Origin of the sequence: Streptomyces macrolidinus (genome assembly GCF_023887685.1) — a bacterium.
Lineage (GTDB): Bacteria > Actinomycetota > Actinomycetes > Streptomycetales > Streptomycetaceae > Streptomyces > Streptomyces macrolidinus.
Genome location: NZ_JAMWMR010000003.1, coordinates 262,609 through 285,274, shown reverse-complemented (window position 1 = coordinate 285,274; position 22,666 = coordinate 262,609). Strand labels below are relative to the sequence as shown.

Sequence of the window (22,666 nt, the reverse complement as noted above, 5' to 3'; positions counted from 1 at the left end):
ACCGGCTGTTCCTTCCCGCCGTTCCTTCCCGCCGTTCCGCTCGCGCCGATACGCTTCGGGGAGCGGCGAGTTGGGGGAGTACACGGTGGAACCGTTGCTGAGCATGGTCATCTCGGCTGTCGGTACGGTCGCTTCGAGCGCCATGTCCGGAGCGGGCGGCGAGATGGGCCGTCGTACCTCCGAGCGGCTCTACGGACTGCTGAGCCGAACGCGAAGCGAGGACGGGGAAGCGGGCGCTGGGTGCGCGACCGACGGGCACCCTCCCACCCTGCCCGGCACCGAGCCCGAGCAGACGGCTGCCGCGCGACGGCTGATGGAAGCCGCCCGCAGATCACCGGAGTTCGCCCGCGAGGTCGCGGAGTGGGTCCGTGAGGCGTCGTGGCTCGCGCCGCGCGCGGTCCCGGCCGTGGCACAGGGCGCCTCCCGTCCGCAGATGCTGCCGCCCGCGACCGCCGCGTTCACCGACCGTGAGCACGTGCTCGCCGCGATCACGGCGCTGCTGGACGAGGAGGACCGCCCGCCGAGCGCGTCGACGGTGGTCGCCCTCATCGGGCCGGGTGGCATGGGCAAGACCGCCGCCGCCGTCCAGTGCGCGTACGAACTGCGCGACCGCTTCCCCGACGGGGTCCTGTTCGCGGACCTGAAGGGCGCGTCGGCCGGTACGGCGCTCGCGCCCTCCGACGTGCTCGCGCGGTTCCTGGAGCGGCTCGGTGTGCCGCCCACCATGGTGCCGGGCGACGAGGCGCGCCAGCGGGATCTGTACCGCGACTGCACGGCCGACCGGCGGTTGATCGTCGTCCTGGACAACGCCCATGACGACGCTCAGGTCGTCCCGTTGCTCCCGGCCTCGCCCGGCAGCCTCGTCCTGGTGACGAGCAGGCACCGGCCGGGCCGTCTCGTGGCCGAGTACGGAGCCCGCCCGCTGCCCCTCGGCCCGCTGTCGACCGCGGACTCCGTCCGGCTGCTCCGGCGCATCGCCGGGAACGAGCGGTCGGCGGCGCCGGACGAGGTCGTCCGGGCCGTGGCGGAGGGAACCGGCGGCATCCCTCTCGCCGTGTGCACCACGGGCGCCGGACTCGCCGTCCGGGAGCATCTGGGCTGGGAGCGCGTGGCGCGGCAGTTGTCCGAACGGATCCACGGCCGAGGCCGGGAAGGCGAAGTCATGCCGAACGCACGCCCTGACACCTCGAACGCCCCCGTCGACCCGGTGCGTCGCGCGCAGGATGTCTCGTACCGTGAACTGACCCCGGAGTGCGCCGCGTTCTACCGCGCGCTCGCGGTGTGGGCCTGGCCGACCGTGACCGTCCTGTGCGCCGCGCAGGCCGCGGGCGTCGGTGAGGGCGAAGCCCGGGAGCTGCTGGAGCAGTTGGCGCGGGTGCATCTGCTGGAGGAGGTCGAGGAGGAGCGTTACCGCTTCCACGACCTCGGGCGGGCGCACGCACGGGAGTTGGCGATCGCCGAGGACGGGCATGGTCGTATGGCCACCGCGGTCCGGCGGGTGGCCGTCGCGTATCTTCGGTTCGCGGCGGACGCGGACTTCCGTGTCCTGCCGCTGCGTTGGCGGCTCGGCCCCGCCTATACGGGACGTGTCCTGCCCGAGTCGTCCGATCCGGCGGACCGCAAGCGGGCGCTCGCGGAGCTGCGGCGGGAGCGGGAGAACCTGGCGGCCGTCATCAGGGCGGCCGACCACCATGGATTCGACGATCTCGTATGGCAGTTGTGCGAGGCCATGTGGGGCCTGCATCTGATGCTCGGCTTCCACGCGCAGTGGATCGAGACGCATCTGCTCGGGGTCGAGGCCGCCCGGCGGCGCGCGGCGGAGTTCGGTGACCCGCGCGCGGTGGGCCGGATGCTGGTGCAACTCGCCTTCGGATACATGGGAGTCGGCCGACCCGACGATGCCGAGGCCGCCCTCGCGGGGGCGGTGGCCGCGGACGGGGATTGCGGTCACCATCGCGGCCGGGCTAGCGCCGTCGAGGCGTTGGGGCTGCTCCGTCTCAAGCAGTGGCGGTATGCGGAGGCCCAGGACTGCTTCGAGGAGGCGCGGGAGGTCCTGCGCCGGATCCGGGAGGGCGAGGACGGGTGGCGGGACGTACCGCGTGCCGAGGCCCTTCTGGAGCACCACATCGGCCGCGCGCAGGCCCGGCAGCGGCACTTCTCCGCCGCGCTCGCGGGGCTCAACGGCGCGCTGGTGAAGTTCCGTGAGCTGTCCGGCGGTGGTGACTCCTACAACGAGGCGCGGGTCTACATGAGTCTGGGCGAGACGCACCTGGACGCGGGCGACGCCGACCTCGCGCGGGTGTGCCTGGACAAGGCGGTCGAGGCCATGAACGCGGCCGGGGCGGGACTCCAGCTCGCCGACGCCGCCGAGTTGAGGTCCCGCTGCCATCGCCTCGGCGACCGCCCGGCCGAGGAGGCGGCGGACCTGCGCACCGCGGAGAAGTGCTACGAGGACCACGAGGACCCGGCCGGTCTGGAGCGGGTACGGGCACGCCTGGCCGAACTGGGGGCGTGAGTCCCCGACTTACGATCGGCCTGTCATCGAAAGGGCAGTCGCACCGGAGAGGGGCTTCACAGCATGAGCGGGACGGTCGGAGCGGTCAGCAGCAACGGGGTGTACAGCTTCACCAAGCCGAACCGGGAGAGCATCCGGCTGCTCACGGGGCTCGGTGTGGAAGGGGATGTGCACGCCGGGGAGACGGTCAAGCACCGGTCCCGGGTGCGGCAGGACCCCACGCAGCCCAATCTGCGCCAAGTGCACCTCATCCACGGGGAGTTGTTCGACGAGGTGCGGATGGCCGGGTTCGAGGTGGCCGCCGGGCAGCTCGGGGAGAACGTCACCACGCGCGGGATCGATCTGCTCGGCCTGTCCCGGGGAACCCGGCTGCATCTCGGGGACGAGGCCGTCGTGGAGGTCACCGGGCTGCGCAACCCCTGTGCCCAGATCGACGGCTTCGCCAAGGGACTGCTCAAGCAGGTCATCGAGCGGGGCGAGGACGGGCGGCCCCGCTTCAAGGCCGGGATCATGGGCATCGTGGTGACGGGCGGTGTGGTGCGGCCGGGCGACCCGGTGGGCATAGAGCTGCCCGCCGGGCCGCACGTGCCTCTGGGGAGGGTCTGAACCACCCGCTGCGCCCGAGCCGTTACGCCCGTGCCCGCAGTGCCGCGAGCAACCAGGCGAAGTCCTCGGTGTGCGGAGGCGCGGGCTGGTCCTTCACGATGCACAGCAGTTCGCGGTAGCGGGCGAGCCGCTCGTCGAAGGCCGTCTCCAGGCGTTCCAGTACAGCGGCCGGGACGGCGTGGCTGAACAGTTCCCGCAGCACCGCGTCCGCCTCGGGGGCCTCGGGTGCGATGCCCTGCCCGCGGGCCCGGCCCGCCAGCTCGACGAGACGCCTGACGAGCCACAGGGACTCTCCGGAGGGAGCACCCGGCCCCCGGTCGGCCGCGTTGAACTCCGCCGCCTTGCGCATCTGCGCCCGGAACTCGGGGTCCTGCAACATCTCGGCCAACTGCACCCAGGCGTCGACCTGTTCGGGCGTCGGGTCCTCGGGCAGTTCGGCCGCCGAGCCACGCATCCGGTTCCGGATCTCCGGGTCGATGGTGTCGAGTCCGTGGAGTGTCTCCTCCACGAAGTCCTCCACCATCCGCTGCCGTTCGGCCGCCGACAGCCGTGCCAGCTTGTTCATCAGGGTCATCTCCTCCGCGTTCGAGCCACGTCGGGCCACGGTCGACAGCACCGCCCTGGTCACCTTCAGCGACCGGATCTGTACGTCCAGGGCCGCCACATGGGTGGCCGCCACCTCCGCGACCGAGGTCTCGCCCGCCAGCACCGCGCGTACGTCGTTCAGACCGAGGCCCAGTTCACGCAGAGTGCGGATCAGTTCCAGGCGGGCGACGGACGTGGCGTCGTACAGCCGGTAGCCGCCCGAGGAGCGGGCCACCGGGGGCAGGACATCCTCGTCCGACCAGTAGCGGATGGTGCGCACCGTCAGCCCGGTGGCGCGCGCCAGGTCGCCGATCGTGAACAGGTCGGTGCCGTCGTCGTTCATGTCTGCGAGTCTGGGGCTTCCAGCGGGTGGAGACTCAAGCGGAGACACGAGCGAAAGAGGGGGCAACCTCATGCCCGACAGCCTGCGGGAGATCCTGGACGCGGCGGCCCGCGGGGTCTTTCCTCCCGCCGACGGCGGCCTCACGGTCGTACGGCAGCACGCGCACCGCGACGCCGGGGTGCTCGCCCTCACCGCACACACGGTCGTCTTCACGGACGAGGACCCCCGATGGGTGCGCAAGTCGCTCGGCTCGCTCGACTGCGACGCGCTCGCGGCCTCGATGAACCCGCTGTTCCTGGCCGCGTTCATCGAGCGCACGGGCCGGGCGCACGACACCACCGACGTACTCACCGTCGCCGCCCCGCTGCCCGGCGAACCGCCTCTCGCCCTACGGGAGTTCGATGACCCCGAGCATCCCCGGGTCGTGCGGGCGCGCACCCGCCGGGACGACGTACGGGTATGGGCGGCGGACGGCGGTGTACTCGTCCTCGGGCGCGGGGTCGCCGGGCGGCTGGAGGCCGCGGTGGAGGTGGCGGAGGGGGCCCGGCACCGGGGGCTGGGGCGGGCGCTCGCCTCGGCGGCCCGGCAGTTGGCCACCGAGCCCGTGTGGGCCCAGATCGCCCCGGGGAACGCCCGCAGCCTGCGGGCGTTCCAGGCCGCCGGTTACCGGCCGGTGGGGGCGGAGGCCCTGCTCATGGCGCGTTGAACCTCAGTGCCAGGGCCGGTAGTTCGGGTTGCTCTGGCACTCGCTCATCTTCTCCGTCTTGGTGGCCTTGTCGACCGGACAGACCCCGATGACGTACTGGCGGGCGATACCGCCGGGGAAGGCGACCTCGACCTGGTCGGCCCACTTGTGGGTGTCGCCGATGGTCTTGTTGACGTCGATACCGGCGGGTGCGTCGATGTAGTAGTTGTAGCCCGACTTGTACCAGGTCTTGTACAGGTCGTGGTCGTAGGAGGTCGAGACGTACGGCGAGGGCTGGTTGACCAGGACGTACTTCTCCACGTCGTACTGGCCGTTCACGACGTCCCTGGGCTGGAAGCCCTCGGCGAAGATGGTCGACGGCGGGCGGCTGTCGCTGCGGTAGAGCGTGCCGCAGGTGGTGCGCCAGACCGGCCGCGGGGTGATGCGGTCGAGGTCCACCCGGTGGTCGGCGGCTGCCGTGAGCGGGTCGGCGAACCAGGGGCAGCCGATCTCGGCCTTCGCGGGGGCCGAGGCCTTTGCGGGGGCCGAAGGGGCGGCGGGAGCGGTGGCGGCGGTGGTCGCGAAGAGCGCCGCCAGGGACGCGGCGAGTACGACAGCCCGTCGGCGCAGGCGAGTTGTGGTCATGGCAACACCCTCGCGGCTGCGCGCCGACGGACCGCGGATCATCACTCGTTCGGCGGCGTGTTGGTCGTTCCCTTTACGTCAGCGGACACGTCAGTGGGTGCTCCGACGGACACGTCAGCGGAAGATGCCCGTGTGCCCCAGGGAGTAGCGGCCGGGCTGCGGGTAGACCGCGAGGCCGTGCGGGCCGCTGCCCACCTTGATCCGGGCGAGCTGCCTGCCGCTGGTGGTGTCGATCGCGTACACCTCGGAGTTGTAGCGGCCCGACAGCCACAGCACCTTGCCGTCCGAGGAGACACCGCCCATGTCGGGGCTGCCGCCGCCCGGCAGACGCCACTTCTTGACCAGCCGGTTCTTCGGGAAGTCGAAGACGGAGATGGTGCCCTCGCCACGGTTGGAGATGTACATCTCGCGCGAGTCACGGCTGACGTAGAGGCCGTGCGCCCCCTTGCCCGTGGGCAGGAAGGTGGGCTTGCCGAAGCTGTCGCCGTCCACGATCCACAGGCCGTGGGCCATCATGTCGGCGATGTAGAACTTCTTGCCGTCCGGGGCGACCTTCACGTCCTGCGGCATGGCGCCGTGGAACGGGAGCTTCTGCTTGCCGATCACCTTCATCTTCTCGGTGTCGACCTTGAGCAGTTCGCCGCTGAACTCACAGGAGACGATGAAGTAGCGGCCGTCGAGCGAGAAGTCGGCGTGGTTGACGCCGTAGCAGGTCGCGGGTTCGGACTTGGCGACCTTCATGGTGTGCGCGTCCCGGAAGACCAGTTGGCGGTCGAGCGAGGCCATGACGATCGCGTACCTGCCGTTCGGCGTGAAGTACAGGTTGTACGGGTCGTGCACGTCGACGGCCTTGCCCACCTTGCCGGTCTTCGGGTCGATGGGGGTGAGGCTGTTGCCCTTGTCGTTGTTGACCCACAGCGTCTTCAGGTCCCAGGAGGGGACGACGTGCTGCGGCTGGACGCCGACCGGGATCGTCCGGACGACCTTGTACGTCTTCGGGTCGATGACCGACACGGTGTTGGAGTTGGTGTTGGGGACGTAGACGAGGGACGGGAAGTCCTTGACCACCGGGGAGAGCCGGCCCGGACGGTCGGCCGCGTAGACGTCCTCGGGGTCGAGCACCGGGGGCATGCCCGTGAGGCCCTGGACGGTCTTCTGTTGCGAAGTCGCGGGGGCGCTGGGGGACTTGGAGGCGTGGCTCTTGGTGGGGCTTCCGCCGCTGCACGCGGCGAGCGCGGTGAGGGCGGCGCCGGCGATCAGTACGCGGGCGAGGGTGGTGGGGGGCATCAGCTCAGCAGCTCCGTGGTGGTCACCGCGGTGAAGCCGCGGCGGTCGAGTTCGTGCAGGAGGGTGGGGAAGGCGGCGACCGTGTCCGCGTACCCGAAGTGCAGGCTCACCACGGATCCGCCCCGGATCTCGCCGATGACCTTGCGGGTGATCGCGGGGGCGCCGGGCGAGGTGTAGTCGAGCGAGTCGACGTCGTACGACAGGACGTGCGGGTAGCCGACGCGGCGGGCCAGGCGTTCGACGCGCGGGGTGGCGCGCGGGGCGCGGGAGGGGCGGAACCAGGTGCCGATGGAACCGGTCAGCTTGTCCAGCTTGTCGGCGCAGCCCCGGATCTCGGCGAGGGCTTCCTTGTCGGGCAGGGTGTTGATGCCGATGTGGTGCTGGGTGTGGTTGCCGAGGTCATGGCCGCCGTCGAGAACGCGGCGGGCGAGGCCGGGGTGTGCGTCGAGCCAGGTGCCGACCGCGAGCACGGTGAGCTTCGCGCCCTTCTTCTCGGCCGTTTCGAGGATCGACCGGGCGTAGGAGGGGTCGCCCTGTCCGTGGAAGGTGAGGGCCACACGGGGGCGGTCGCGGGGGCCGTGGGTGATCTGCGTGGGCTGCCGCGGGAAGGCGCGGGGCGCGGGGGCGGCGGCCCGGGTGGACGGGGTGGCGGCGGACTGCGCGGGGCCGCTGGCGCGGGCGGCGGACTGGGCGTCGGAGTCACCGGAGGAGCAGGCGGTGACGAGGGCACCGGCGACGGCGAGCCCGGCGCCCGCGCGCAGCGCCGAGCGACGGTCGGGCATCGCGTACGGGCCCACATCGGCCGCGGGGCCTTGTTCGGGGGGAGGGGCGGGGGTGGTCACTCGCACTATTTAAGGACGCGCCGGGGTGAAATCCGGCGATTTGACCGTTAGTGGAGGGTAAGGGTCGCGGGCGGTACGGGCGCGGGGACCCGGGAGCCGCGGCCGGCGGGCGACTCGGAGGGCTGCCGCGGGGCCGGTTCACGCGACACGTTCACGCAACACATTCACGCGGCCGGTTCAGCGGTCGGCGACTCTCATCTCGAACCATGTCGTCTTGCCGCGGGGCCACAGATCGACGCCCCAGCGGTCGGCGAGCTTGTCGACGAGGAAGAGGCCGCGCCCGCCCAGGTCCGTCTCCTGGACCGGCATCAGACAGGGCAGCCCGCGGGAGGGGTCGCGCACCTCGATACGGATCCAGCCCCGGCGGCGGCGCATCCGCAGCCCGAACACCCGGGCGCCCGTGTGCCGTACGGCGTTGCCGACGAGTTCGGAGACGAGCAGGACGGCGTCCTCGGTCATTTTCGGGGAGAGGCCCCACTGGCGCAGGATCACGACCTGGGCGAGTCGGCGCGCGGTGGCCGCGGACTCCGGGCGGGACGGCAGGCGCACCTCCGCGTCGGCGGGGCTGCCGAGCAACTCCAGTGCTCTGAGCGCCTGTTCATCCTCCACCGCAGGTGACCAGCGTGCCGCGGTCGCACCCTTGTGCCGCCGCGGTTGTTCCACACCCTCCAGCCCCGCCATGCCCCCATGATGACCGGCTGGGGTGGCGCGTGGAGGCGTTACGGAAGAAAACTGCCCCTGGGGTGGCGTATTGCGTCGCGTCCGGTTGACATATGCCTACGGCAACCTTGTCGCGTCGGCGCCCCAACTGACCTGCGGAGACAGGTCAGTTGGCGACGCTCTTCGAACGGCCGCGACGCGACGGGGTCACGGGTGGCGCGACGCTTCCGCGAACCGCTCCTTCGGGGGACAGCGGGTGAGACATCGCGTCAACTGCAAGAGGGTCAAGGGGGCTTCGCGCACCGGTTCGCGCGTCCGTCGGCTCAGACGAACTTCGCCTTGCCGGGGCCCTCCTCCACGAAGCTGCGCATACCGCGCTCGCGGTCCTCGGTGGCGAACAGGCCCGCGAACCAGTTCCGTTCGATCGTGAGGCCGGTGTCGATGTCCGTCTCCAGCCCCGCGTCGATCGCCTCCTTGGCGGCGCGCAGCGCGATCGCCGGGCCCTGGGCGAGCTTCGCGGCCCAGGCGTGGGCCTCGGCGTACGTCTGCTCGGCCGGGACCACCCGGTCGACCAGCCCCAGCGCCAGCGCCTCGTCCGCCTTCACCATCCGGCCCGTGAAGATGAGGTCCTTGGCCTTGGAGGGGCCGATCAGCCGTGCCAGCCGCTGGGTGCCTCCCGCGCCCGGGATCAGACCGAGCAGGATCTCCGGCTGCCCCAGCTTCGCGTTCTCGGCGGCGATGCGGTAGTCGGCACACAGCGCCAACTCGCAGCCTCCGCCGAGGGCGTAGCCGGTGACGGCGGCGACGACCGGCTTGGGGATCCGGGCGACGGCGGTGAAGGAGTCCTGCAAGGCGCGGGAGCGCACGACCATCGCGGCGTGGTCCATGCCCTGCATCTCCTTGATGTCCGCGCCCGCCGCGAACACCTTCTCCCCGCCGTGGATGACCACGGCGCGCACGTCCTCGCGGCGCGTGACCTCCTCGGCGAGTTCCTTGAGGCGGTCCTGCGTGGCGACGTCCAGGGCGTTCATGGGCGGGCGGTCCAGCCGGATCACACCCACGCCTTCGGCGACTTCGAGATGCACAGTCATGCCAGGAAGGTTAACGGGGACTAACGGGATCGGGCCCGGTGTGCTCGCTCACAGCGGTGCGAGCGGAACACCGGGCCCGAGGGGCGAACCGTCACCGGTTCCTACTTGGTCCACTCCTCCCAGGACATGTTCCAGCCGTTCAGCCCGTTGCCGGGCGCGACCGTCTTGTCGTGGGAGTTCTTGACGATGACGACGTCGCCGGTGATCGAGTGGTTGAAGAACCAGGCGGCCGGGACGGACGAGCTGTAGCCGCCCTTCACGTCGCGCAGGCCGATGCAGCCGTGGCTCGAGTTGACGTTGCCGAAGGTGCCGCCGCCCCAGTAGTTGCCGTGGATGAAGGTGCCGGACTCGGTCAGGCGCATGGCGTGCGGCACGTCCTTGATGTCGTACTCACCGCCGTAGCCCACGGTCTCGCCGTTCATCCGGGTCACGGTGAGCCGCTCGCTGATGACCATCTGGCCGTTCCAGGTGTCGTAGCCCGGCTTGCCCGTGGTGATCGGGATGGTCTTGACGACCTTGCCGTCCTGCCGCACGACCATCTTGTGGGTCTTGGCGTCGACGGTGGAGACCTGGTTGCGGCCGATGGTGAAGCGCACCGTCTTGTTCTGCTCGCCGTAGACGTCGGGGCGGCCCTCGACGCCGTCGAGGTCGAGCTTCACGGTGACCTTGGTGCCGGGCTTCCAGTACTCCTTCGGCCGGAAGTCGAGGCGGTCGTTGCCGAACCAGTGGCCGCGGACCTCCACGGCCGGTTCGGTCTTGACGGTGATGGCCTTCTCGACGGCCTCGGGGTGGGTGATGCCCCGGGTGAAGCGGATCGAGACCGGCATGCCGACCCCCACCGTGGAGCCGTTCTCGGGGGTGTAGTGGCCGACGAACGTGTTCTTCGGGGTGAGCGTGGTGAAGGAGGACTCCGCGGTGGAGGTGAGCCCGGCGGCGTCCTTGGCGACGGCGTGGACCTTGTAGGTGGTGGCCGCGGCCAGATGGGTCGAGGGGGTCCAGGTGGCACCCCCGCCGGTGATGGCCCCGGCTATCTCGCGCCCCTTGGCGTCCTTGACCTCGACCTCGGTCAACTTGCCCTTGGCGGCGGTGACTTCGAGCGCACCGCTGGTGTTCACGGCGTCGGCGCCGTTCTTCGGAGCTATGGTGACGACGGCCTGCGACTGCTTGGACTCGGTCTTGCCCGAGCCCTTGTCCTCGCCGCCGGAGCCCGAACCCCCGCTTCCGCCGCACGCGGTGGCGGTGACCAGCACCGCGCCGAGTATCAGCGCCGACAGTCCGGTACGGCCGCGCCGGCCGCCGTGTCCCGTAGCCGCTCTCCCCCGCGCGTCAACCGACGCCCCCGATATCGGTCGCCCGTTCACGATTCTGTCTCCCCTCGCACGGCCTGATCAGGCCCGCACACCTGCGCGACTCGCGCGCGCATGAGGACAAATCAATCACACGCCCCGCCTTCAAGGATCCCCGTGATTGTCACAACTCAGTCCCGACTCGGGCCTCGTGGAGGAGTGCGCGGTGCCGCGCCGATGTGCGCCCCCGCGCATCCGTGTCGTACGTCCGCCGGGGACACTCGGTCGTACGGCCGCTGGGGACACTCGGTCGTACGTCCGCCGGGGACGCGCTCAGCCGAGGATCCCCCGGTCGTAGGCGACCGCGACCGCCGCCGCGCGGTCCTTGGCGCCGAGCTTGGCGTAGAGGTGGGTGAGGTGGGTCTTCACGGTGGCCTCGCTGATGAACAGCTCGCGCGCGATCTCGCGGTTGGAGGTGCCCTTGGCGACGAGCGCCAGGACCTCGCGCTCGCGCGCCGAGAGCGGTTCGTTGCCGCGGGCGGGCGCGCGGACCGCGGAGACCAGCCGGGAGGCCACGGCCGGGGAGAGGACCGTACGGCCCTCGGCGGCGGCGCGCACGGCGGTGAACAACTCCTCGCGCGGGGCGTCCTTGAGGAGATAGCCGGTCGCACCGGCCTCGATCGCGGGCAGCGTGTCGGAGTCGGTGTCGTACGTCGTCAGGACGAGCACCTTGGCGCGGACACCGCGCCGGGTCAGCTCCCGGATGGCGTCCACCCCGGAGCCGCCCGGCATCCGCAGGTCCATCAGGACCACGTCCGGGTCCAGCGCGGCGGCCTTGGCCACCCCCTCGACACCGCCCGCCGCCTCGCCGAGCACGGTGAATCCTGGCGCGGACTCGAACATGCCGCGCAGACCGTCCCGGACGACGGGGTGGTCGTCGACGATCAGCAGGGAGATCACGGTCGCGGCATCATGGGTCACGGCGTCGCCGGTCGTGGCGTCGTCGGTCGTGGCTTCATCGGTCATGGCGCACCAACGGTACGCGAGCCGAGATCGCCGTGCCGTGCCCCGGTTCGGACTCTATGGTGAAGGACCCCGCGATGCGTTCGGCGCGGGCGCGCATCCCGTCCAGGCCGAAGCCGCCCGCGCGGCTGCGGGCCGGAACGTCGAGGGGGTCGAAGCCGCGGCCGTCGTCGCGGATGTCGAGGGTGACCTCGTCGCCCATGAAGGACAGGGTGACACCGACGCGGGTGGCGCGGGCGTGACGGGCGGCGTTGGACAGGGCCTCCTGGACGATCCGCAGCAGGGTCGCCGAGACCTCGTCGTGCAGGTGCTCGGTGAGGCCCGTGACGGTGAAGTCGGCCCGGACACCGGTGCGTTCGCCCCATTCGGCCACCGTCTTCTTCAGCGCCTCGGGCAGACCGTCGGCGTCGAGAGCGACCGGCGCGAGGTTGTGCACGGAGCGGCGGGCCTCGCCGAGGCTGTGCCGGGCCAGTGTGGCGGCACGCTCCAAGTGGACGCGGGCCGTGGGCAGATCGGCCTCGTTCGCGACCACCTGGAGCTGGGCGATGATCCCGGTCAGGCCCTGGGCGAGGGTGTCGTGGATCTCGGCGGCCAGCCGCCTGCGCTCGTCGGCGACGCCCGCTTCCCGTGCCTGGACGAGGAGTTGGGCGTGCAGGGCGGCGTTCTCGTCGAGGGCCTGCTGCAAGGCCGTGTTGGTGCGCTCCAGTTCGGCGATGGTCTCGGCCTGGGCGGTGGCGCGGATCTGCTCCTGCTCGGCGAACCGGGTGAAGAGGGCGACGATGCCGATGTTGACGCCGAACACCACGACGAACCCGAACCACAGGACCAGCCCGTGGGGTGGCATGCCGCCGATCTCGCTGCCGGTCATGGTGACGGCCGTCAGGCACAGACCGGGCATCACCAGTCGGCGAGGCAACTGGTAGACGGCCGTGTAGTAGCCGGTGAGGGCGTAGAAGGCGAAGAACGGGTTGAGCCAGGTGAGAACGAACGAGATCGCCCACCGTCCGAAGTAGAAGAAGGTGTTCGCCCTGCCGTGCTGCGGTTGCCTCGGCATCACCCGTCCCCGGCCCAGTTCCAGGACCAGGGCGGCCACCACCAGGGCCGCGGACCCGTAGAGCGCGTCCCGGGACATGCCGACCAGCGTGGCCGAGCCGGCCGCCGTCAGGACACCCACGCCGAGGAAGGCGTACGGCCCCCAGTCGGCGAAGGTGGCCCGGCGCGGCTTCCATTCGGCGATCCTCATGGCCCCAGTGTCCGGCACGCCGGGCTCACTCCCAGCGGAACCGGCGCGCGGCCACGGTGGTGAGCAGCACCGTCCACCCGGCGAGCACGCCGAGGTGGGTCAGGGCCGGCCAGTGCCCGGCGGCGGCCTGGTCCAGGGCTTGGGCGGCGGCGCCGAAGGGGGTGTAGCCGACGATCCGGGCGAGGAGGTGGGGCATGGCCTGCACCGGCACCCACAACCCCGCGCAGAACATCATCGGGAAGAGCACCGCGCTCCCGAGCGCACCGGCGATCTTCGTGGTGCGGGACAGCGCGGAGATCACCGAGCCCAGCGAGAGGGCGACCAGTACGGCGAGCACCAGGGCGACCACGTACCCGAACGGCTGCTCGGGCAGGCGCACATGGAAGGCGAGCCGCCCGACGAGAAGGGAGAGCAGCGCCGAGGCCAGGGCCGCGCCCGCGAAGACCACCATGTGCGCCGCGAGCAGGGTGACGGGGCGGATCGGGGTGGTGGACATCCGGCGCAGGATGCCGCGTTCGCGGTAGCCGGTGAGGGTCTGCGGCATGGCCTGCACACCCCCGAGGATCAGGCCGAGCAGTACCGCGATCGGAACGTAGGTGTCGACGAGTCGCAGGCCGCCGAGCGAGTCGTCGTGCTCCCGGAAGGACGGGATGGAGCCGAGGATCACCAGCAGCAGGGTGGGGAACAGCAGGATCCAGAAGATCGCGCCCGGTTCACGGCGGAAGAGGCGCACCTCGGTGCGCAGTACGGCGGTGTCGAGGGCCGGGGAACTCATGCGGTTGCCTCCGTCAGATCCAGGAACGCGTCGTCCAACGTGGCGTCGGTGACACGGAGTTGGTGGGCGGTGATGTGGTGGCGGGCGAGGAGCGTGATGACGGCGTTGACGGTCGCGTCGGTGCCGGAGAGCGTGATGCGGCCGTCCTTCGCGGCGAGGGAGGCCAGTTCGGGCAGGGCGTCCAACTCCCGCTCGTCCAGCGGCGCGGACGGCAGGAAGCTGACGACGGTGGCGCCCGCCGAGCGCCGGATCAGTCCCTCAGGGGTGTCCAGAGCGGCGATACGGCCCCGGTCGATGACGGCGATCCGGTCGCACAGCCGCTGGGCCTCCTCCATGAAGTGCGTGACGAGCAGGACGGTGACCCCGCCCGCCCGGACGTCCTCGATGAGCTGCCAGGTGTCACGGCGGGCGCGCGGGTCGAGCCCGGTGGTCAGCTCGTCGAGCACGACGATGCGGGGGTTGCCGACGAGGGCGAGCGCGATGAACAGCCGCTGCTTCTGGCCGCCGGAGAGCTTGGCGAAGCGGGTGGTGAGCTTCTCGGTGAGACCGAGGCGTTCGGCCAGGGGCCGCCAGTCGGCCGGGCGTGGATAGAAGGTGGCGTACAGCTCGAGCGCCTCGCGCACGGTGAGCTTGGCCTGGAGTTCGCTCTGCTGGAGCTGGGCGCCGAGCACGCGGGTGACCTGCTCGTGGTCGGCGATCGGGTCGAGGCCGGTGACGCGGACCCGGCCCGCGTCGGGGACCCTGAGGCCCTCGACGCACTCGACGGTGGTGGTCTTGCCTGCGCCGTTCGGGCCGAGGATCCCGAAGATCTCGCCCTCCTCGACGGCGAAGGAGACGCCGTCGACGACGGCCCGGCCGCCGTAGGACTTGCGCAGTTCGCTGACTTCGATGACGGACATGGCAGCAGCGTCCCGCCGACCGCGGTCGGCGCACATCGCCCGAGGCGCTCGAAGCGGCATCGGCCGATCGGCTGATGCGACGCTACGACCCCGGGTGCGGGCACGGGCGTTCGGGCCGCCGAAGTCGCAGGTCGTAGGACCAGCGGTGGACGGGGATCCGGCCAAAACTCGGTGGGCGCGGTGCGTGTCAGTCCGTAGGCTCGCTGGTGATGCCCACGACACCTGCCTCCGCTGAAGCTCCTGCTGAACGGCCCCGTCCGGACGAGCGTTCGGCCGTCCGTACGCTGCTGCGCCTGTGGCCGTTCGTACGACCGGTGCGCGCGCGCCTGGTCACCGCCGCGCTCGTCGCGGTCGTCGCCTCCTGTATGGGGCTGGTGATCCCGCTCGTACTGAAGTGGATGGTGGACGGGCCCATCGCGGAGCGCGACTTTGCCGGTGTGTGGCGGGGCGCGCTGTATCTGCTGCTGCTCGGGGTCGCCGAGGCACTGCTGTTCGGGCTGCGGCGCTGGCTGGTGGCGCGTCCGCTGTCGCATGTCGAGGCGGAGATGCGGGCAGATCTGTACCGGCATCTGCAGCGGCTGCCGATCGCCTTCCACGACCGGTGGGCGTCCGGTCAGTTGCTCTCCCGGGGCACGACGGACCTGATGCTGCTGCGCATGTTCCTCGCCTTCCCGCTGACGTTCCTCTTCGTCAACGGTGTGACGATCCTGGTCGGCGTGGTCATCATGCTGCTCCAGGACTGGACGCTGGGGCTGGTGATGCTGGCGCCCGCCGTGCCGCTGATCGCCCTGAGCGCGGTCTTCGAGAAGCGGTACGCGCACGCGGCCCGGCAGGCGCAGGACCAGGTCGGGGATCTGACGACGGTGGTCGAGGAGAGTGTGCTCGGCATCCGCATCATCAAGGGGTTCGGCCGCCACCGCAGCCAGGCGCGGGCGTTTCGCGAGCTGTCCGGGAAGCTGCGCGGCACCGAGCTGCGCAAGGCCCGGCTGCTCGCGACCATCTGGGCGGTCATCATGGCTCTGCCGGAGGTGGCCATCGGGGCGACGCTCGTGGTGGGAGCCGTGCAGGTCTCGGACGGCTCGCTGTCGACGGGCACGCTGGTCGCCTTCCTCTCCACGGCGCTCGCCCTGCGCTGGCCGGTGGAGTCGATCGGCTTCCTGCTGGCGATGAGCCAGGAGGCGGCCACGGCGACGGAACGATACTTCGAGGTGATGGACGCGCGGCCGGAGACGGAGACGACCCCCGCCACACCCGCCGCCCCCGTCACATCCGCTGCCCTCGTCACACCCACCGCCTCTGTCACACCCGCCGCGCCCGCCGTCCCCACCGCCGGGCCCTCCGGTACGGGCCTGCGCTTCGAGAACGTCCGCTTCCGCTTCCCCGACGCCCCCGCCGACTCCACACCGCTCCTCGACGACATCGACCTGCACATCCGCCCCGGCGAGTCCATGGCGCTGGTCGGCGCGACCGGCAGCGGCAAGACGACGCTCACCGCGCTCATCCCCCGGCTGCACGAGGTGACCGAGGGCCGTATCACCCTCGACGGGCAGGACATCACCGAGCTGCGCCGCGAGGAGCTGCGGGCGATGGTCGCCGTCGCCTTCGAGGAGCCCACCCTGTTCTCCGCGAGCGTCGCCGACAACGTCCTCATGGGCGCGAGCACCGACGCGGGCACGGACGAGCTGCACCGCGCTCTCGCCGTGGCCCAGGCCGACTTCGTCCACGCCCTGCCCGACGGTCCCGCCACCCAGGTGGGCGAACAGGGGCTCAGCCTCTCCGGCGGCCAGCGGCAGCGCCTCGCGCTGGCCCGCGCCGTCGTCGGCCGCCCCCGCTTCCTGGTCCTGGACGATCCGCTGTCCGCGCTGGACGTGCACACGGAGGCGGCCGTGGAGGCCGCGCTGCGCCAGGTGCTCCAGGGCACCACCGCCCTGATCGTGGCCCACCGCCCGTCCACGGTGCTGCTGGCCGACCGCGTCGCCCTGCTCTCCGGCGGGCGGATCGCCGCCGTCGGCACCCATCACGAACTGCTGCGCACCAACGCCGAGTACGCCCTCCTCATGTCGGGCCGGCCCACGGAGGAAGAAGAGGACGACGACCGATGACGGCTCCCACGACGTCCGCCCCCGCCACCGGGGACGCCCAGGACGCGCCGCGCCCCCGGGCTGCCGACGACCCCTTCGACCGGGACGTCCTGCCCTCCGCTCCGGGCGCCACGGCCGCCCTGCTGCGCTCGCTGCTCGCGCCCATGAAGGCGCGGGTGGCCGGCACCACGCTTCTGCTGCTGCTCCAGCAGGCGGCGGTGCAGGCGGGCCCGCTGCTGGTGGCGTACGCGATCGACACCGCCGTACCGGCGCTGCGCCGTGACGACCACGGGCCGCTGATCGCGGTGGCCGTCGGCTATCTGCTGTGCGCGCTGGCCTCCGGGGCGTTGCAGTGGGCGTTCATCGTCGCCGCGGCCCGGGTCGACCAGGACGTCCTGCTGGACCTGCGCGGCCGGATCTTCCGCCATGCGCAGGCGCTCAGCGTGGACTTCCACGAGCGGTACACCTCGGGCCGGCTCATCTCCCGCTCCACCACGGACGTGGAGTCGCTGCGCGAGCTGCTGGACGAGGGGCTCCAGGAGCTGGTCACGGTCATCCTGTCCTTCGTCTACATCGCGGCGATGCTGCTGTGGCTGGATCTGGGCATCGGCGTGGTCGCCGTGGCGTCCTTCGGGCCGCTGTATCTGCTGGTACGGCTCTACCAGCGGCGCGCCGGTCGGGTCTACCGGGAGCGGTCCACGGCGATCGCGGCGGTGATCGTGAAGTTCGTGGAGACCATGAACGGCATCCGTCCGGTGCGCGCCTTCCGCCAGGAGGCCGCGAACGACGCCGACTTCCGTACGCTCAACCGCTGTCACGAGACCACCAACGGCAACGCGCTGCTGGAGATGGCCCGTTATGTCACCGGCTCCCGGCTGGTGGCCAACACGGCGGTCGCGGGCATGGTGCTGTGGGGTGCCTACCGGGTGTCGGACGGCACGCTGGAACTGGGCGTGCTGGCGGCGGCGGTGCTGTATCTGCGGCGGCTGTACGACCCGATCGACCGGCTCGGCATGTTCCTCAACTCCTACCAGTCGGCGGCGGCTTCACTGGAGAAGATCGCCGGTCTGCTCGCCCAGAAGCCCTCGGTCCCCGAGCCCGCGGCGCCCCGGCAGCTTCCCGCGCGCCGTACGGAACTGCCGGGCCGCGAGGTCGTGTTCGACGACGTGAGCTTCGGCTATCGCACCGGGGGCGAGGTGCTGCCCCGCTTCGCGCTGACCCTCCCGGCCGGGCAGACCGTCGCCGTGGTCGGCTCCACGGGCGCGGGCAAGTCCACCCTCGCCAAGCTGCTGGCCCGCTTCTACGATCCCTCCCACGGCCGGGTGTTGCTGGACGGCGTCGACCTGCGTGACCTCTCCATGGCCGCGCTGCGCAGCGGGGTGGTGATGGTGACCCAGGAGGCGTTCCTGTTCTCGGGCACGGTCGCGGAGAACATCGCGATCGGCCGCCCGGACGCGACCCGCGAGGACATCGAGCGTGCGGCGAAGGCGATCGGCGCGCATGACTTCATCAGCGCTCTGCCGGACGGCTACGACACGGACGTCCGCAAGCGAGGCGGGCGCATCTCGGCGGGCCAGCGCCAACTGGTCTCTTTCGCACGGGCGTTGCTGGCCGACCCGGCGGTCCTCATCCTGGACGAGGCGACCAGCTCCCTGGACATCCCGGGCGAACAGGCGGTGCAGCGAGCGATGGTGACGGTGCTGCGCGGCCGTACGGCCGTGGTGATCGCCCACCGCCTGTCGACGGTGGAGATCGCCGACCGGGTCCTGGTCATGGAACACGGCCGCATCGTGGAGGACGGCAGCCCGGCCGAACTGATCGAGGACAAGGGGAGGTTCGCGGATCTGCACCGGGCGTGGCGGGACAGTCTGGCGTGAGCGGACGGGGTCCCGCACCTCTGGGACCTGTCGTCCGCACCACCTTGCCTCATTCCTCGGGCCCGCCGACGAACTCCGTCACGTCGCAGACCATGTCGCAGTACCCGTCGCCGTCCGCGACCCGGTGGCGCGTCAGGTCCCGGTCGTAGGCGAGGCTCGGCAGGTAGACGTCGAGCATCCCCACGTGCCGCTTCGGCGTCCCCGTACGGTCACGCAGCCGCACGTCGACGCCGACCATGATCTCTTCTGGCTTGATTTCGCCGGGGACACGGACGTAGTACCGGCCGGTCGCGTCGTCCGCCAGGACGAAGCCCCACAGAGCGCAGTCCTCCAGGTCCTGCACCTGCGCGGTCAGGGCGCGCAGGGGCAGGTCCAGGGCATCGCTGATCGTGGGGCGGCATGCTGCGGCGATCTCCGCGTACCGCTGCCGCATGTCGTGTACGGGGATGCCGAAGCCGTCCGTCCCGGCAGGTGCGGCGAGTCGGCCGGCGGCGTGGTCGGCCGCCAGGCGGCGCAGCGCGAGGATGTGCAGAAGGGGGTCCAGCAGGTCGCCTTCGGCATCGGTGAGGGCGATGTCGAAGGCGACCGACGAGGACAGGTCGCGCCCGTTCCACAGCGCCACTCGGGGGCCGCCGTCCGTGCCGCGGGGAGGCAGGACACCGCGCAACACCAGGGCGTCGCCGGTCAGCGGTACCGCGACGAAGCTGCGCAGCCAGTACAGCAAGCCCTCGTACTCGGGACCTGCCACGGTGATGTGGGGGTGCCACTCGTCGGGCGCTGTGGGGACGATCCTCATGCGCGGTTCACCGCATCCGGGCACTTGTTTCCTGGCCGCCCCGTGCAGTAGGCGGTGATGACGCCGACGATACCGCTGCCGTCCGTGACCGAGAATCGCCCGTCCTGCGTCTTCTTCGCGTTCTGCACCCAGGCCCGGAGCCGGGCGAGTACACGGCCGCGACCGTCGACCAACACCCCGCCGTACTTGAGGCGATGCGGATTGCCCCGCCTCTCCTCCGGGGTCTGCCGTTCCGGATGCTCGCTGGTGATCACTTTGATCACCTTCGTATTGGTGATGTTGTGCGGGCGCGAGAAGTGACTCCAGCCCAGTTCTCCGTTTCCGAAGCGGGTGGGAATCCTCAGGCCGTTCGCATCCTTGCTCCACACCTTCACGCGCTGGTTCCAATGGTTCGCCAGGGCCGATCGCGCCGCGGACGAGGGCCCGTCCGAAAGGCCCGAGGAGGCGGGCAGCGGCAGCGATCGCGAGGCGGACAGCGTGGCGAACTGCTCGTTGCTCAGGACATGCATGTCACTTGCCGGAACGGCGCCCCGGACATCTGCCGACGCCGTGGTGGAGGCGGCCATGGAGGACAACAAGAGAGAGCCGGACACGGCAGCGGCAGACAGAACACGACCGATCTTCATTTCATCTCCCCGTATTCTTATCAAGACTGACTGCGAGTGAATTCCGAAGTCACGCGCGCGGCGACGAGCCTTTCAGGCGCCTTCGGCACATGTCAACGGAGCGCAGGCGCACGCGAAACATGGAAGGGCCATTGCTCGAATACAGGGGCGGCAGTCGAATGCAGAGAAGGCCACCGAACACAGAGAAGGCCGTCGAATGCAGAGGCTGCATTCGAATGCAGAGTCGGCAGTCCAATACCGAACCGCGTCACCTCGCGACGCGCATCACCGTACGGGTCCCGCAACAGGCCGCCCGGCCGGTGCCGATGACGCGGGCGGTACGGGCACCGCGGACCGAAGCGGCAAGACCGGGCGCCTTCGGCGGACAGTCCGCATCGGGCGCCTTCGGTGAACAGTCCGTATAACGAACATGACCATCCGGGCAACGGAGCCTTTCCAGCCAATCTGTTGACGCAGACCTGACAATCACCCGGTTCTCCTGGCACGCTTCCCCACGGCCCGCTCCACAGCCACCCCACAGTGCCACGGCTGTGCCGTAGCAGGCCATGCTCGTGCTCCTGGTTCCGCGTTCCGCTTGTTCTGCCCGGACGGTCCACCTTCCGTCCGGTACCCCCCGGCCGCGCCAGTGCGCGGCCACGCAGAAGGAGTCAGTGTTGAGACGCAGTTCCTCTCGCAGACACACCTCCCACACTCCCTCCCGTCGCGCCGCCGCGGTCGCCCTCGTCGGCGTCTCCGCCCTGCTGGCCGCAGCCGTCCAGTCCGGCGCCGCGAGCGCCGCGCCGGCCGCGCCCACGGCCGGGAAGCTCAACTCCGCCCACGCCGCCGTGAAGCTGACTCCCTCGCAACGCACGGAGCTGATCCGCGACGCGGACGCGGCGAAGGCGGCCACCGCCCGGGACATCAGCCTCGGCTCCCAGGAGAAGCTGGTCGTCCGTGACGTCGTCAAGGACGCCGACGGAACGCTGCACACACGCTACGAGCGCACCTACGCCGGACTCCCCGTCCTCGGCGGTGACTTGATCGTCGACACGAACAAGGCCGGGAAGACCCAGCGGGTCATCAAGGCCGCCAAGGCGACCATCAAGGTCGACTCGCTCACCCCGAAGATCGCCGCCTCGAAGGCGGAGAGCCAGGCGCTGACCGCCGCCAAGGACGCGGGCTCCACCCGGACCGACGCGGACCAGGCCCCCCGCAAGGTGATCTGGGCGGCCAACGGCACCCCCGTGCTCGCGTACGAGACGGTGGTCGGCGGGCTCCAGGACGACGGCACGCCCAACCAGTTGCACGTCATCACCGACGCCGCCACCGGCAAGGAGCTGTACCGCTACCAGGGCGTCAAGACCGGTATCGGCAACACCCGCTACAGCGGCCAGGTCTCGCTGACGACCACGCAGTCGGGCTCGAACTACACGCTGACCGACGGCGCGCGCGGCGGGCACAAGACGTACAACCTCAACCACGGGTCGTCCGGCACGGGCACGCTGTTCTCGCAGACGAACGACACCTGGGGCGACGGCACCAACTCCAACGCCGCGACCGCGGGTGCCGACGCGCACTACGGCGCCGCCGAGACCTGGGACTTCTACAAGAACGTCTTCGGGCGCAACGGCATCGCGGACAACGGTGTGGGCGCCTACTCGCGCACCCACTACGGCAACTCGTACGTCAACGCGTTCTGGGACGACAGTTGCTTCTGCATGACGTACGGCGACGGCTCGGGCAACAACGACCCGCTGACCTCGCTGGACGTGGCCGGTCACGAGATGAGCCACGGCGTCACCTCCGCCACCGCCGACCTCAACTACTCCGGTGAGTCCGGTGGGTTGAACGAGGGCACGTCCGACATCTTCGCCACAGGCATGGAGTTCTACGCCAACAACCCGTCGGACCCCGGTGACTACCTCATCGGCGAGAAGATCGACATCAACGGCGACGGCACCCCGCTGCGCTACATGGACAAGCCCAGCAAGGACGGCGCCTCCCTGGACTACTGGTCCTCCAGCGCCGGCAACAAGGACGTGCACTACTCGTCCGGCATCGCCAACCACTTCTTCTACCTGCTAAGCGAGGGCAGCGGCGTCAAGGTCATCAACGGCGTCAGCTACAACTCGCCTACCTACGACGGGCTTCCGGTCACCGGCATCGGCCGGGACAAGGCGCTCCAGATCTGGTACCGGGCGCTGACCACCAAGTGGACGTCCACCACCAACTACGCGGCGGCCCGCACCGGCACGCTCGCGGCGGCGGGTGAGCTGTACGGCACCTCCAGCAACGAGTACAACGCGGTGGCGGACGCCTGGGCGGCCGTCGCGGTCGGCGCGCGCTCCGGTGGTGGCGGCACCCCCGGCGGCACCGTGTTCGAGAACTCGGCCAACGTCTCGATCCCGGACGGCGGTTCGGCGGTCACCTCGTCGATCAACGTCTCCGGCGTGACCGGCAACGCCCCGTCGAACCTCCAGGTCTCGGTCGACATCGTGCACACCTGGCGCGGTGACCTCCGGATCGACCTGGTCGCCCCGAACGGGACCACGTACCGGCTGAAGAACAACAACATCTCCGACTCCGCGGACGATGTGCACGAGACCTACACGGTCAACGCCTCCACCGCTCCCGCCAACGGCACCTGGCAGCTCAAGGTGCAGGACATGTACTCCGGTGACACCGGCTACATCGATGGCTGGAAGGTGACCTTCCCGTAAGACCTTCCGCTAGGCGGCTCGAACACGAGGACAGGGCGTCGTTCCGGGGGGCTTGGCCCCCGGAACGACGCCCGTTCACATGGCGGAAACACGAAGTGGACA

Annotated in this window: 19 protein-coding genes; 6 read left to right on the top strand and 13 right to left on the bottom strand. The window is 70.7% G+C overall.

All coding sequences use genetic code 11. The features are described 5' to 3' along the window. Positions 1–85: 85 nt before the first annotated feature. Together NGF19_RS05350 and NGF19_RS05345 are read left to right on the top strand one after the other, a co-directional pair. A complete protein-coding gene (locus NGF19_RS05350) occupies positions 86–2,515 on the top strand; it encodes an NB-ARC domain-containing protein (RefSeq protein ID WP_252422521.1) in 2,430 nt (809 codons plus the stop codon). Between the two features lie 63 nt (positions 2,516–2,578). Continuing rightward, positions 2,579–3,121 (top strand): MOSC domain-containing protein, encoded by a 543-nt coding sequence (locus NGF19_RS05345; RefSeq protein ID WP_252422519.1) that lies wholly within the window; start codon positions 2,579–2,581, stop codon positions 3,119–3,121. A gap of 22 nt (positions 3,122–3,143) precedes the next feature. Here NGF19_RS05345 and NGF19_RS05340 read toward each other — a convergent pair whose 3' ends face one another. Further along, positions 3,144–4,049, bottom strand: a complete 906-nt coding sequence (locus NGF19_RS05340; RefSeq protein WP_252422517.1) for a helix-turn-helix domain-containing protein — start codon at positions 4,047–4,049, stop codon at positions 3,144–3,146. Positions 4,050–4,119: 70 nt separating this feature from the next. Between NGF19_RS05340 and NGF19_RS05335 the strand changes: the two genes are divergently transcribed. Then, the gene (locus tag NGF19_RS05335) at positions 4,120–4,755 is read left to right on the top strand and encodes a GNAT family N-acetyltransferase (protein WP_252422516.1); all 636 of its coding nucleotides are present in this window, start codon (positions 4,120–4,122) and stop codon (positions 4,753–4,755) included. A 3-nt stretch (positions 4,756–4,758) separates the two neighbouring features. Here NGF19_RS05335 and NGF19_RS05330 read toward each other — a convergent pair whose 3' ends face one another. The 10 genes from NGF19_RS05330 to NGF19_RS05285 form a co-directional block, all read right to left on the bottom strand. Continuing rightward, positions 4,759–5,379, bottom strand: a complete 621-nt coding sequence (locus tag NGF19_RS05330; protein ID WP_252422514.1) for an ADP-ribosyltransferase — start codon at positions 5,377–5,379, stop codon at positions 4,759–4,761. A 114-nt stretch (positions 5,380–5,493) separates the two neighbouring features. Beyond that, positions 5,494–6,666 carry a YncE family protein gene (locus NGF19_RS05325; RefSeq protein ID WP_252422513.1) on the bottom strand — a complete coding sequence of 391 codons (1,173 nt, stop codon included), beginning with the start codon at positions 6,664–6,666 and terminating at the stop codon, positions 5,494–5,496. Continuing rightward, positions 6,666–7,448 carry a polysaccharide deacetylase family protein gene (locus NGF19_RS05320; RefSeq protein WP_252422652.1) on the bottom strand — a complete coding sequence of 261 codons (783 nt, stop codon included), beginning with the start codon at positions 7,446–7,448 and terminating at the stop codon, positions 6,666–6,668. Before NGF19_RS05320 ends, NGF19_RS05325 begins: the two co-directional genes overlap by 1 nt. A gap of 237 nt (positions 7,449–7,685) precedes the next feature. Next, positions 7,686–8,189 (bottom strand): ATP-binding protein, encoded by a 504-nt coding sequence (locus NGF19_RS05315; RefSeq protein WP_252422512.1) that lies wholly within the window; start codon positions 8,187–8,189, stop codon positions 7,686–7,688. A 302-nt stretch (positions 8,190–8,491) separates the two neighbouring features. Next, on the bottom strand, positions 8,492–9,259 hold the full coding sequence (locus NGF19_RS05310) for an enoyl-CoA hydratase/isomerase family protein (protein ID WP_252422511.1): 768 nt from the start codon (positions 9,257–9,259) through the stop codon (positions 8,492–8,494). A gap of 101 nt (positions 9,260–9,360) precedes the next feature. Beyond that, positions 9,361–10,620, bottom strand: coding sequence for a L,D-transpeptidase (locus NGF19_RS05305; RefSeq protein ID WP_252422510.1), 1,260 nt, complete (start codon positions 10,618–10,620; stop codon positions 9,361–9,363). A 258-nt stretch (positions 10,621–10,878) separates the two neighbouring features. Next, the gene (locus tag NGF19_RS05300; RefSeq protein WP_289734384.1) at positions 10,879–11,571 is read right to left on the bottom strand and encodes a response regulator; all 693 of its coding nucleotides are present in this window, start codon (positions 11,569–11,571) and stop codon (positions 10,879–10,881) included. Next, positions 11,561–12,811, bottom strand: coding sequence for a sensor histidine kinase (locus NGF19_RS05295; RefSeq protein WP_252422509.1), 1,251 nt, complete (start codon positions 12,809–12,811; stop codon positions 11,561–11,563). Before NGF19_RS05295 ends, NGF19_RS05300 begins: the two co-directional genes overlap by 11 nt. A gap of 25 nt (positions 12,812–12,836) precedes the next feature. Beyond that, a complete protein-coding gene (locus NGF19_RS05290) occupies positions 12,837–13,586 on the bottom strand; it encodes an ABC transporter permease (protein ID WP_252422508.1) in 750 nt (249 codons plus the stop codon). After that, on the bottom strand, positions 13,583–14,485 hold the full coding sequence (locus NGF19_RS05285; protein WP_252422507.1) for an ABC transporter ATP-binding protein: 903 nt from the start codon (positions 14,483–14,485) through the stop codon (positions 13,583–13,585). The genes NGF19_RS05290 and NGF19_RS05285 overlap by 4 nt, the downstream gene beginning before the upstream one ends. Positions 14,486–14,694: 209 nt before the next feature. Here NGF19_RS05285 and NGF19_RS05280 point away from each other — a divergent pair, with 209 nt between their 5' ends. Both NGF19_RS05280 and NGF19_RS05275 read left to right on the top strand, forming a co-directional pair. Then, entirely contained in the window at positions 14,695–16,587 is a 1,893-nt protein-coding gene (locus tag NGF19_RS05280; protein WP_252422506.1) for an ABC transporter ATP-binding protein, read from the top strand. Next, positions 16,584–18,443 carry an ABC transporter ATP-binding protein gene (locus NGF19_RS05275; protein ID WP_252422505.1) on the top strand — a complete coding sequence of 620 codons (1,860 nt, stop codon included), beginning with the start codon at positions 16,584–16,586 and terminating at the stop codon, positions 18,441–18,443. Before NGF19_RS05280 ends, NGF19_RS05275 begins: the two co-directional genes overlap by 4 nt. Before the next feature lie 49 nt (positions 18,444–18,492). Here NGF19_RS05275 and NGF19_RS05270 read toward each other — a convergent pair whose 3' ends face one another. Together NGF19_RS05270 and NGF19_RS05265 are read right to left on the bottom strand one after the other, a co-directional pair. After that, positions 18,493–19,239 carry a hypothetical protein gene (locus NGF19_RS05270; protein WP_252422502.1) on the bottom strand — a complete coding sequence of 249 codons (747 nt, stop codon included), beginning with the start codon at positions 19,237–19,239 and terminating at the stop codon, positions 18,493–18,495. Further along, on the bottom strand, positions 19,236–19,865 hold the full coding sequence (locus NGF19_RS05265; protein ID WP_252422499.1) for a hypothetical protein: 630 nt from the start codon (positions 19,863–19,865) through the stop codon (positions 19,236–19,238). The genes NGF19_RS05270 and NGF19_RS05265 overlap by 4 nt, the downstream gene beginning before the upstream one ends. A gap of 653 nt (positions 19,866–20,518) precedes the next feature. On the opposite strand from NGF19_RS05265, the gene NGF19_RS05260 reads away from it, so the two are divergent. Further along, positions 20,519–22,564 (top strand): M4 family metallopeptidase, encoded by a 2,046-nt coding sequence (locus tag NGF19_RS05260; RefSeq protein WP_252422497.1) that lies wholly within the window; start codon positions 20,519–20,521, stop codon positions 22,562–22,564. The last annotated feature ends 102 nt before the right edge of the window (positions 22,565–22,666 follow it).